The sequence below is a fragment of the Actinomadura sp. genome, from assembly GCF_044508335.1.
In the GTDB taxonomy this organism is placed as follows: domain Bacteria; phylum Actinomycetota; class Actinomycetes; order Streptosporangiales; family Streptosporangiaceae; genus Spirillospora.
This window is the reverse complement of record NZ_JBIQHY010000090.1, coordinates 14,081-24,017: the sequence shown is the minus strand read 5'-3', so window position 1 is coordinate 24,017 and position 9,937 is coordinate 14,081. Positions and strand designations below refer to the sequence as shown.

General features: G+C 73.2%; 10 protein-coding genes. 6 read left to right on the top strand and 4 right to left on the bottom strand.

The annotated features are described in order from the left end of the window. Nucleotides 1-103 precede the first annotated feature (103 nt). Nucleotides 104-637, bottom strand: a complete 534-nt coding sequence (locus ACIWVC_RS25360) for a gamma carbonic anhydrase family protein (RefSeq protein ID WP_396452765.1) — start codon at nucleotides 635-637, stop codon at nucleotides 104-106. Between the two features lie 345 nt (nucleotides 638-982). Between ACIWVC_RS25360 and ACIWVC_RS25355 the strand changes: the two genes are divergently transcribed. From ACIWVC_RS25355 to ACIWVC_RS25335, 5 genes are all read left to right on the top strand, one after another. Further along, entirely contained in the window at nucleotides 983-1,966 is a 984-nt protein-coding gene (locus ACIWVC_RS25355; RefSeq protein ID WP_396454655.1) for a hypothetical protein, read from the top strand. 87 nt (nucleotides 1,967-2,053) lie between these two features. Further along, on the top strand, nucleotides 2,054-2,584 hold the full coding sequence (gene def, locus ACIWVC_RS25350) for a peptide deformylase (protein ID WP_396450814.1): 531 nt from the start codon (nucleotides 2,054-2,056) through the stop codon (nucleotides 2,582-2,584). Nucleotides 2,585-2,673: 89 nt separating this feature from the next. After that, nucleotides 2,674-3,408 carry a response regulator transcription factor gene (locus ACIWVC_RS25345; protein ID WP_396450816.1) on the top strand — a complete coding sequence of 245 codons (735 nt, stop codon included), beginning with the start codon at nucleotides 2,674-2,676 and terminating at the stop codon, nucleotides 3,406-3,408. Then, a complete protein-coding gene (locus ACIWVC_RS25340; protein WP_396450817.1) occupies nucleotides 3,408-4,958 on the top strand; it encodes a sensor histidine kinase in 1,551 nt (516 codons plus the stop codon). Before ACIWVC_RS25345 ends, ACIWVC_RS25340 begins: the two co-directional genes overlap by 1 nt. A gap of 313 nt (nucleotides 4,959-5,271) precedes the next feature. Next, on the top strand, nucleotides 5,272-6,270 hold the full coding sequence (locus tag ACIWVC_RS25335) for a S1C family serine protease (RefSeq protein WP_396450819.1): 999 nt from the start codon (nucleotides 5,272-5,274) through the stop codon (nucleotides 6,268-6,270). 144 nt (nucleotides 6,271-6,414) lie between these two features. On the opposite strand, the gene ACIWVC_RS25330 is transcribed toward ACIWVC_RS25335, so the two are convergent. Then, a complete protein-coding gene (locus ACIWVC_RS25330) occupies nucleotides 6,415-7,239 on the bottom strand; it encodes an oxygenase MpaB family protein (protein ID WP_396450820.1) in 825 nt (274 codons plus the stop codon). Nucleotides 7,240-7,328: 89 nt separating this feature from the next. Between ACIWVC_RS25330 and arfB the strand changes: the two genes are divergently transcribed. Beyond that, the gene (arfB, locus tag ACIWVC_RS25325; RefSeq protein ID WP_396450822.1) at nucleotides 7,329-7,754 is read left to right on the top strand and encodes an alternative ribosome rescue aminoacyl-tRNA hydrolase ArfB; all 426 of its coding nucleotides are present in this window, start codon (nucleotides 7,329-7,331) and stop codon (nucleotides 7,752-7,754) included. Between the two features lie 102 nt (nucleotides 7,755-7,856). Here the strand turns inward: arfB and ACIWVC_RS25320 are convergent, their stop codons facing one another. Both ACIWVC_RS25320 and ACIWVC_RS25315 read right to left on the bottom strand, forming a co-directional pair. Continuing rightward, nucleotides 7,857-8,933 carry a hypothetical protein gene (locus tag ACIWVC_RS25320; protein WP_396450823.1) on the bottom strand — a complete coding sequence of 359 codons (1,077 nt, stop codon included), beginning with the start codon at nucleotides 8,931-8,933 and terminating at the stop codon, nucleotides 7,857-7,859. Nucleotides 8,934-9,103: 170 nt separating this feature from the next. Next, nucleotides 9,104-9,907, bottom strand: a complete 804-nt coding sequence (locus tag ACIWVC_RS25315; RefSeq protein ID WP_396454654.1) for a crotonase/enoyl-CoA hydratase family protein — start codon at nucleotides 9,905-9,907, stop codon at nucleotides 9,104-9,106. Nucleotides 9,908-9,937: the final 30 nt, after the last annotated feature.

The window sequence follows — 9,937 nt, the reverse complement described above, 5'->3', positions numbered from 1 at the left end:
ACGCCGCTCCCGGGGCGTCATCCCCGCGAGATCACTCCCGCCGCGTCACTCCCGCGGCGTCACTCCCACGGCGTCACTCCCACCGGCGTCACTCCCACCGGCGTCACTCCCACCGGGCGGCGCGGTGCCGCCGCGCCTTCTCCATGTAGACCGCGGGCGTGTAGTCCAGCACGAGCCGGTCGTCGTCGGTCAGCTCCCGGACGACCTTGCCCGGCGTCCCGGCGACGAGCACCCCGGACGGGATCTTCTTGCCGGGCGGCACCAGCGCGCCCGCGGCGATCAGCGTCCCGGCGCCGATGCGGGCGCCGTTCAACACGATCGCGCCGATGCCGATGAGCGACCCGGTCTCGACGTGCGCGCCGTGCACCATCGCCTTGTGCCCGAGGCTGACGCGGTCCTCCAGGACCGCCGGCATCCCCGGGTCGCAGTGCAGGCAGCTGAGGTCCTGGATGTTGCACTCGTCGCCGACGACGATCTCCGCGTCCTCGGCGCGCAGCACCGAGCCGTACCAGACGCTCGACGCGCGGCCCAGCGTCACCCGCCCGACGACGACCGCGCCGGGCGCGACCCACGCCTCCGGGTCGATCTTCGGCCGGTCGTCGCCCAACGCGCCCAGGTAGCTCACGGGGTTGCTCATGGGGCCGATGCTAGGACGCCGCCGGCGCCGCCCGGCGGGCCGCCCCCACCCGGCCGGTCCCCCGGCCCGTCCCCCGACCCGTCCCCCGGCCGGTCCCCCGGCCGGTCCGGATCCGGCCCGCGACACGGCCCCGCGGGGGAAGCGGACTTTGCCGGGATTAGATAGTTTGTCGAGCCCATCCAGATGAAGAAACGGCAGCAAGAACCGCGTTCCGGTTGCGCGAATGGGGTGGACCGGACAAGAGTCGTCCTGACGTTTCCATGTGGGCCCGCTGCGGCGGGTGAGGCTGTTATCGCAACCGACCCTGACGGGGTGATGACCCCCGCCAACGACCCCCAAGGCACCATGAGCAACGAAGCCGAGATCCTGCCGAACCTCCTCCAAGACGAGTCCTTCGAGATCGTGATGCGCGGCTACAACCGCCGCCAGGTCGACGACTACATCGCCCGCGCCCAGCAGAAGCACCGCGAGCTCGAGGCGCGGCTGGCCCGCGCCCAGGACGACGGCGAGCGCCTCCGCCGCGAGATGGCCGAGCTCAGGGAGGCGCGCAAGCCCACCGGCGACGACCTGAGCGACCGGCTCCGCCAGATCATCAACCTCGCCGAGGACGAGGCCCAGGACAAGGTCGCCCAGGCCGAGGCCAAGGGCGCGGAGATCCGCGAGGACGCCGAGCAGGAGTCCAAGCGGATCATCGAGGAGGCCCGGGCGCACGCCGACAAGAACCTCGCCCAGGCGCAGGAGAAGGCCGACCACGTGCTCGCGTCCGCCAAGAAGGAGTCGGAGAGCATCCTCTCGTCGGCCAAGCAGGAGGCGGAGCAGACGGTGACGAGCGCGCGGCTGGAGGCCGAGCGCACCCTCACCGCGTCCGAGCGCCGCGCCAGCGTGATCAACGAGGGCGCCACGCAGCGGCTCACCGCGCTCACCAAGAACCACACCCAGGCGCTGCAGCGGCTCACCGAGATCAGCGACACGCTGCACCGGCTGCTCACCGCCGAGAACGAGGCGGGCCCGCTGGAGAAGATGGTCGAGGACGCCGTCCGGCAGAGCGCCCCGCGCAAGCAGGCCCCGCCGGCGCAGCCCGCGCCGCAGCAGGCCGCGTCCGCCGCCAAGCCGATGCCAGCCGCGGCCCCCAAGGCGGCCCCCGCGCCCAAGCCGGCCGCGGCCGCCGCGCCGCCGGCCGCCCCCGCGATGAAGAAGCCCGAGCCGGCCGCCGACGCCCCGGTGCCGCCCGTCCCGCCGCAGGCCAAGCCCGCCCGGCCGGGCGACGACTCCGGCCCGTCCCAGCCCCCGATCCCGCCGCAGCAGCCCCGCGGCCCGATCGAGCTGTAGCGAGGCACCCGCCCGTCCCGTCCGGCGGTGCGCCCGGCCCCTCTCGCGGGCCGGGCGCACCGCCGGACGCTCTATAGGATTCCGGGCGTGAGGAAGCGCAAGCATGCGCGGGGCGGGACGGTCCGCGCGGTCAGGTTTCTCGGCGACCCCGTGCTGCGGACGGAGTGCGACCCGGTCCGGACGTTCGACGCCTCCCTGGAGCGCCTCGTCGACGACATGTTCGTCACCATGTACGAGGAGGACGGCGCCGGGCTGGCCGCGAACCAGATCGGCGTCGGCCTGCGGCTGTTCGTGTACGACTGCGAGGACGACAAGGGCCGCCGGCACGTCGGCCACGTCGTGAACCCGACGCTGGTGGCCGCCGACGGCGAGCAGCTCGTCGAGCCGGAGGGCTGCCTGTCCCTCCCCGGCCTGCGGTTCGAGACGCCCCGCTACGCGCACGCCGTCGTCGAGGGCGTGGACGTCAGGGGCAAGCCCGTCCGCGTCGAGGGCACCGGCTACTTCGCGCGCTGCCTGCAGCACGAGTGCGGTCACCTGGAGGGCCGCGTCTACATCGACGTCCTGTCCGGGGACGCGCGCCGCGAGGCCATGCGGGCGATCCGCGCCCTCCAGCGGTAACGGGCGCTCACCGGATCCTCTGCGGACATTCAGTGCACGTTCAGGTTCGGCTGGAATCCTCTGCGATGATGTGGAGGGGGACTGGGCACGTGACTGAACGGACCGCGAACGGCGGAGGCAAGACGGCGGCGGAGGCGACCCTGCTCGTCGTCGAGGACGAGCCCAACATCCTGGAGCTCCTCGCCGGCAGTCTGCGCTTCACCGGCTTCGACGTGGTCACGGCGACCAACGGCGCGGACGCGGTGCAGTCGGCGCGGCGGCACCGTCCCGACCTGATCGTGCTGGACGTGATGCTGCCCGACATCGACGGCTTCGACGTCGCGCGGCGGCTGCGCTCCGGCGGCGACCACACCCCGGTGCTGTTCCTCACCGCGCGGGACGCCGTCCAGGACCGGATCAAGGGGCTGACGATCGGCGGCGACGACTACGTCACCAAGCCGTTCAGCCTGGAGGAGGTCATCGCCCGCATCCGCGCCGTGCTGCGCCGGTTCCGCGGCGGCGTGACCGAGCCGCCGCCCCGCATGGTGTTCGCGGACGTCGAGCTGGACGAGGACAGCCACGAGGTGTGGCGCGGCGGCAGGCCCATCCAGCTGTCGCCGACCGAGTTCAAGCTCCTGCGCTACTTCATGGCGAACGCGGGCCGCGTCGTGTCCAAGGCGCAGATCCTCGACCACGTGTGGAACTACGACTTCCGCGGCGACGCGGGCATCGTCGAGTCGTACGTGTCCGCGCTGCGCCGCAAGGTGGACAACGCCGAGCCGCGCCTCATCCACACCCTGCGCGGTGTGGGGTACGTCCTGCGCGAGCCGTCGAGATCGGGCTGATGGCCGCGCGCGTCCCGGCGTCCGCGCCGGCCGGCCCGGGAGCGCCGGAACGGGAGGGGCTCCCGGCCGCGGCCGCGCCGTCCCGGTCGCCGCGGCGCGCGCTGGAGCGGCTGTGGGGGCGGACGTCGCTGCGCGTCAAGCTGATCGCCGGGATGCTCGTCCTCGTCACGTTCGGGATCACGGTGATGAGCGCGGCGGGCGCGTCGGTGCTGCGCCAGTACCTGGTCGGGCGGGCCGACGACCAGCTGCGCGGCTCGGTGGGGCGCGCGATCGAGCAGGTCATCCCGCAGCTGCAGCGCGGCGAGGAGCACATCGAGGTCCGCATCCCGAGCGAGATGTACGGGCAGGTCCGCACGAACGACGGCCACGCCCTGGGGCAGAACCCGGCGTGGAGCGAGACCGGCCATCCGAAGCTCCCCGAGGATCTGAGCAGGCACATCGACCGCCCGTTCACCGTGCGCGGGACGGGCGGCTCGCAGTGGCGGATCCTGGCCGAGCCGATCCCCGGCGGCGTCATCGTCCTCGCGTTCAGCCTGGACGAGGTGGACCGCACCGTCCAGCGGCTGGTGGTGATCGACGCGATCGTGGGCCTGCTGGTGCTCGCCGTCCTGGTCGTGCTGGGCGTGTGGGTCGTCCGGGCGAGCCTGCGCCCGCTCGCCGCCGTGGAGGAGACCGCGGGGGCGATCGCGGCCGGGGACCTGTCCCGCCGCGTCCCGGAGGCCGATCCGCGCACCGAGATGGGGCGGCTCGGCCGGTCGCTGAACACGATGCTCGGGCAGATCGAGGCGGCGTTCCGGGCGCGCGCCGAGTCGGAGGCGGCGGCGCGGCGCTCGGAGGAGACGGCGCTGCGGTCGGAGGAGCGGATGCGCCGGTTCATCGCGGACGCCAGCCACGAGCTGCGCACCCCGCTGACCGCGATCCGCGGGTTCGCCGAGTTCTACCGGCAGGGCGCGGCCCGCAGCCCCGCCGAGCTGGACCGGCTGATCGGCCGGATCGAGGAGACCGCGTCCCGGATGGGCCTGCTCGTCGAGGATCTGCTGCTGCTCGCCCGGCTGGACCGGCAGCGGCCGATCGAGCGGCGCCCGGTGGACCTGCTCGCCGTCGCCGCCGACTCTGTCCAGGAGGCGAGAGTCCTGGCACCCGACCGCAAGATAGACCTCTCAGTCGAGGGCGGGCTGGCGTACCAGGTGCGGGGGGACGAGCCGCGGCTGCGCCAGGTGATCGGGAACCTGCTGACCAACGCGATCGCGCACACCCCCGAGGGCACGCCGGCCGAGGTGCGGCTCGCGCCGGGCACGCTGCGCGGCGCCCCCGCAGCCGTCGTCACGGTCGCCGACGAGGGGCCCGGGCTGGCGCCCGAGCAGGCCGAACGCGTCTTCGAGCGGTTCTACCGCGCGGACGAGGCCCGCTCCCGCGACTACGGCGGCGCCGGTCTCGGCCTCGCCATCGTCGCCGCGCTCGTCGCCGCGCACGAGGGCGTCGTCGAGGCCGACTCGACGCCGGGCGAGGGGGCGACGTTCCGGGTCGTCCTACCGCTCGATGACGATTAGCAGCGACATGAGCCATCAGCAACGACATGGCCCATTAGCACCGACATAGGCCGCATTCAGCGAACGTTCAGGTAAGTCCTGTTAGGTAGGCCGCACAGGGCGCGCCCCGGGCTCGGCAGGGACCGGGAGTCCGCGCCCTGGCCAGCTTTCCGGGTCGCGGCCGGCGCCGCGGCCGGGAGGACGAGGCGCCGCACGTCCTCCCGGTCGCGGTTTTTCGTGTCAAATCGCCTTTCAGCACACTTTCAGCTTCGATCCAGGCGGCCTGCAGCCCCGCGGCGCACTCTCGACGGTGAGTGGACGACAGGGGGATCCGATGAACACCGACCGGCCGCGGCGGCAGCCGCCATGGGAGCCGCAGAGACCGCACTTCGCGCCGCAGAGTGACCCGCACGGCGACCCGTACGGCGACCCGTACGGCACCGCGCAGGCGCAGTGGTCTCGGCAGGACGTCCCGGCGGCGGAGCAGCCGGCCAGTACGGGCCTGTTCGGCACGACCCGGCAGAAGCTCGCGGCGGTGGGGGCCGCCGCGGCGCTGGCCCTGGGGGCGGGCGGCGCGGGCGCGGCGGTGACGCTGGCGCTCACGCACGAGAAGACCGTCTACGCGAGCCCGACGGCGGTGTCCGGGGCCCCGTCGGGGAGTACGGCCGGGAGTACGACCGCGCAGGTCGCTGCCGCCGTTCAGCCGAGCGTGGTGTCGATCCAGGCGCGCACGGCCGCGGGCACGGCGACCGGTTCCGGGGTGATCCTGCGCTCCGACGGCGTGATCCTCACGAACGCGCACGTCGTGTCGGGGGCGCGGCAGGTCGCGGTGAAGTTCAGCGACGGCGGGACCGCGGCGGCGCAGGTGCTCGGCGCCGACACCGGCGGCGACATCGCCGTGATCAAGGCGCGCGGCGTGTCGGGCCTGAAGCCGGCGACGCTCGGCGACAGCGACCGGCTCGCCGTGGGCGACCCGGTCCTCGCCGTGGGCAGCCCGCTCGGGCTGGACGGCTCGGTGACGTCCGGCATCGTCAGCGCGCTGGGCCGGCGGATCCAGGAGGGCGGCGACGAGCAGCAGCTCCCGCCGGGCCTGCGCGGACGGCTGTCCCAGGAGCAGCAGACCATGATCGAGAACGCCATCCAGACCGACGCCGCCATCAACCCGGGGAACTCCGGCGGCGCCCTGGTCAACGCGTCCGGGCAGGTGATCGGCATCAACACCGCGATCGCCACGGCCGGGGGCGGCGACGGGAACATCGGGGTCGGCTTCGCGATCCCCGTCAACACCGCCAAGAAGACCGCCGACAAGATCATCGCCGGCGCTTCGGTCTGACCCGTTCCACCGTCCGGCCAGGCTCTGGGGGGAGCGGGCGGACGGGCGGCGGAGCGGGCAGTAGGTCCTCCCGGCCGGGCCGGGCGCGGGGGGGCCGTGCAAGGGAGAACGGCCGCGTGACCTGCCTGTGGGTCACGCGGCCGTTCAGCCGCGCGCCCGTACGGCCGGGCCGCGGTTCAGCTTCGCCAGCATCTTGCGCGTGGAGCGCAGGTAGACGTCCCGGGGCAGGGTCCGGACCCGCAGCGGCAGGCGCGGGTACACGGCGGCCAGCACCGCCAGCAGCAGCCGGAACCGCAGCTCCCGCGCCCTGGTCCACTTCCACCCGTACTGGACGCGGATCGGCTCCGGCATCAGCCCCGCCGTGAGCAGCCGGATCGCCATCATGCCCGGCGCGTTCAGCGGCCCGCCCGGCAGCTTCGGATGCAGCACCTGCTCCGCGACCGCCCGGGACGCGTCGCTGATCTCCAGGGTGTTCAGCATGCCCGCGTAGTACTCGCGGAAGTCCCGGTAGGTCGCCGGCATCCGGTCCTCGGGGCAGCCCAGGATCGTCGCGTAGACCTTGCTCTGCTCGTAGAACTCCTCAAGCTCGGCCCGCGTGAACCTCCGCCGGAACAGCACCTGGTAGAACTGCGCCGCGACCGCGAACAGCGTCGCCGCGACCCACACCTGCAGCTCGGGGTCGTTCGCCTCGTAGTCGGGGCCGGTGATGGCCTCGTGCCCCCTGGTGACGAGCGCGCTGAGGGTCTCCGCCTCCTCCCGCGTCCCGAACTGGACGACGTAGAGCCAGCCCATCGTGTTGCGCAGGCGCCGCGCCGGGTCGTCCGCCGTGTAGCTGTGGTCGTACACGCCCTGCGCCACCTTGGGATGGGCCGTCTGCAGCAGCGACGCCGCCCCGCCCGCCGCGATGAGCGCGCCCTCCTGCGCGATCACGCGGATGAGGTCGCCGTCCGTGAAGATTCCATCGGTCATGGCCAGCAGTGTAAGTAAGTACTTGCAGTCGCTGCTACCCGGGGGTAATTCGGGCGACGGGATCGCGGCGCTGCTGCGACAATGGGGACATGCCCGCCCAGATCCACGTCCGCGGCTCGGTCTCCATCCCGGAGTCCGAGCTCAGCTGGCGCTTCTCCCGCTCCTCGGGGCCGGGCGGCCAGCACGTCAACACCAGCGCCACCGCCGCCGAGCTGTCCTTCGACGTCGCGAACTCCCCGTCCCTGCCCGAGCACCTGCGGGCCCGCGCCCTCGACCGGCTGTCCGGGCGCCTCGTCCGCGGCGTCCTCACGATCCGCGCCGAGGAGTACCGCTCCCAGCAGCGCAACCGCGACGCCGCCCGCACCCGCCTCGCGACGCTCCTCGCCGAGGCGACGGCGCCGCCCCCGAAGAAGCGCATCCCGAAGAAGGTGCCGCGGGGCATCAACGAGCGCCGCCTGGAGAACAAGAAGCGCCGCTCCGCGATCAAACGCCAGCGCTCGGCCCGCTGGGACTGACCCGGCACACCCCGGCGCGGCCCCGGCGCGGCCTGGCGCGCCGCCCGCGCGCGGAACGCCCGCCCCGCCGGGCGGCGGGACGGGCGTTCGCGACGGTCCGGGTCAGCTGAAGTACTCGATGAACGGGACCTTCTTGCTGGGCTGGGAGGCGGTGCCGGCGCTGACGACCGCGGACGTGCCGGGGCGGGCGTCGGCGTCGGTCACCTGGACGGTGCCGGTGCGGGCGGGGCCGTTCAGCGTCGTCCAGGACGAGCCGTTGTAGTGCATGTACTGGCTCTTCGTGCCGGTCGTGATCGGGAGCATGACCACGCCGCCCTTGCCGTCCGACGACAGGCCGATGCCGGCCGCGTTCAGCGGGGTGTTGATCGTCTTCCAGGACGTGCCGTCGTAGCGCTGGATCGCGTTGGTGATCTGGGCGTTCTGCCGGACGCGCAGCACGTAGACGTTCGTCGGCGAGTCGGCGACGATGCGGTGCAGCGTGCCTTGGAAGCCGGGGACGCCCAGGGAGCCGGGGACGTCGATCCTCTTCCAGGACGTGCCGTTGAAGTGCATCACCAGCCCGGTGACGGACGTGCCGGTCGCGGAGGTCGTGCCCGCCAGCCACACGTCGTTCTTGGACCGCACGTCCACCGCGGTGATGGACGAGGACGGCGGGAGCGGGACCTTCGGGTCGACCCACGCGCTGCCCGTCCAGCGCAGGATGGCGGACGGCCCGCCGGCGGCGGCGTCGATCCCGGCGATGGAGTAGGCGGTGCCGTCCGGCGCGGCGGACACGGCGGTCGGGAAGCCCACCAGCGGGTAGGAGACCTGGCTCCACTTGGTGCCGTTCCAGTAGAGGCCGAGGGTGCCGCCGAGGTTGTAGCCGATGATCCACGCCTTGGACGCGCTCGCGACGGCGACGTCGGTCGGGGTGAAGCCGACCGGGCTCTGGTCGGCGACCCACGCCGAGCCCGTCCAGCGGACGATCTTCGCCTGCGGGCTGAAGAAGGACCCGGCCGCGCCGACGGCCCAGCCGGCGTTCTTCGCGCCGAAGTCGACCCGGTCGAGGCTCCCGTCGTAGTTCAGGGCTCCGCTGGCGATGTCGCGCCACCCGGCGGCGTGCGCAGGGGCGGCCACCGCGACCGTCCCGGCGCCGCAGGCCAGGACGGTGGCGACCACCAGCGCCGCGTTGCGTCTCATATGCTCCCACTCCCAAGATCACTGCAAGCGTGCGCAAAAGAGTACGGCATTACTTACTCCGTGGTAAGGGGAACCCCCCACCCGGCCGCATCAGGACGCACCTGGCACACCAGTCACAGACGTCAAGACGCCCGGAACCGGGCGGTTCCGGGCGTCCTGCACGGGTCGGGCTACTCGCCCTTCCAGTTCGGCTTGCGCTTCTCGGCGAACGCCGCCGGGCCCTCCTGGGCGTCCTTGGAGGTGAAGACCGGCAGGGTGATCTCCTGCTGCTTCTTCCACGCCTCCTCGCTCGTCCAGTCCGCGGACTCGACGATGACCCGCTTGGTCGCCGCGAGCGCCAGCGGCGCGTTCTCGGCGACCTTGAGGGCCAGCTCCTTGGCCGCGGCGAGCGCGCCGCCCGGCTCGGCGAGCCGGTTGACGAAGCCGAGCTCGGCCATCCGCTCCGCCGGGTACTTGTCGCCGGTGAGGGCGATCTCCATGGCGATGTGGTACGGGATGCGCTGCGGCAGGCGCAGCAGCCCGCCGCCCGCCGCGACCAGGCCGCGCTTCGGCTCGGGCAGCCCGAACTGGGCGTCCCGCGCCGCGACGATCATGTCGCAGGACAGCGCCACCTCGCAGCCGCCGGCCAGGGCGTAGCCCTCGATGGCGGCGATCATCGGCTTGGCCGGCGGGCGCTCGGTGATGCCGGCGAACCCGCGGCCCTCGACGACCGGGTTGTCGCCGGTGAGGAAGCCCTTGAGGTCCATGCCGGCGCAGAACGTCCCGCCGGCGCCGGTGAGGATGCCGATGGACAGGTCCTTGCGGGACTCCAGCTCCTCGACGGCCGCCGCGATGCCCCGCGCCACCTCGCCGTTGACCGCGTTGCGGGCCTCGGGGCGGTTGATGGTGACGATGAGGACGGCGCCCTCTTCCTCGGTCAGAACAGCATTCGTGCCGGGGGGTCGTCCCCCCTCGGGCGATACTGCGTCGGTCATTCAGGGCCTCACTTCGGCTGGAAGCGGATA

What these genes read in the sequence shown, in the direction of transcription:
- ACIWVC_RS25360 (WP_396452765.1), bottom strand. Translation starts at nt 637, where the DNA reads ATGAGCAACCCCGTGAGCTACCTGGGCGCGTTGGGCGACGACCGGCCG.
- ACIWVC_RS25355 (WP_396454655.1), top strand. Translation starts at nt 983, where the DNA reads ATGAGCAACGAAGCCGAGATCCTGCCGAACCTCCTCCAAGACGAGTCC.
- ACIWVC_RS25340 (WP_396450817.1), top strand. Translation starts at nt 3,408, where the DNA reads ATGGCCGCGCGCGTCCCGGCGTCCGCGCCGGCCGGCCCGGGAGCGCCG.
- ACIWVC_RS25335 (WP_396450819.1), top strand. Translation starts at nt 5,272, where the DNA reads ATGAACACCGACCGGCCGCGGCGGCAGCCGCCATGGGAGCCGCAGAGA.
- ACIWVC_RS25330 (WP_396450820.1), bottom strand. Translation starts at nt 7,239, where the DNA reads ATGACCGATGGAATCTTCACGGACGGCGACCTCATCCGCGTGATCGCG.
- arfB (WP_396450822.1), top strand. Translation starts at nt 7,329, where the DNA reads ATGCCCGCCCAGATCCACGTCCGCGGCTCGGTCTCCATCCCGGAGTCC.
- ACIWVC_RS25320 (WP_396450823.1), bottom strand. Translation starts at nt 8,933, where the DNA reads ATGAGACGCAACGCGGCGCTGGTGGTCGCCACCGTCCTGGCCTGCGGC.
- ACIWVC_RS25315 (WP_396454654.1), bottom strand. Translation starts at nt 9,907, where the DNA reads ATGACCGACGCAGTATCGCCCGAGGGGGGACGACCCCCCGGCACGAAT.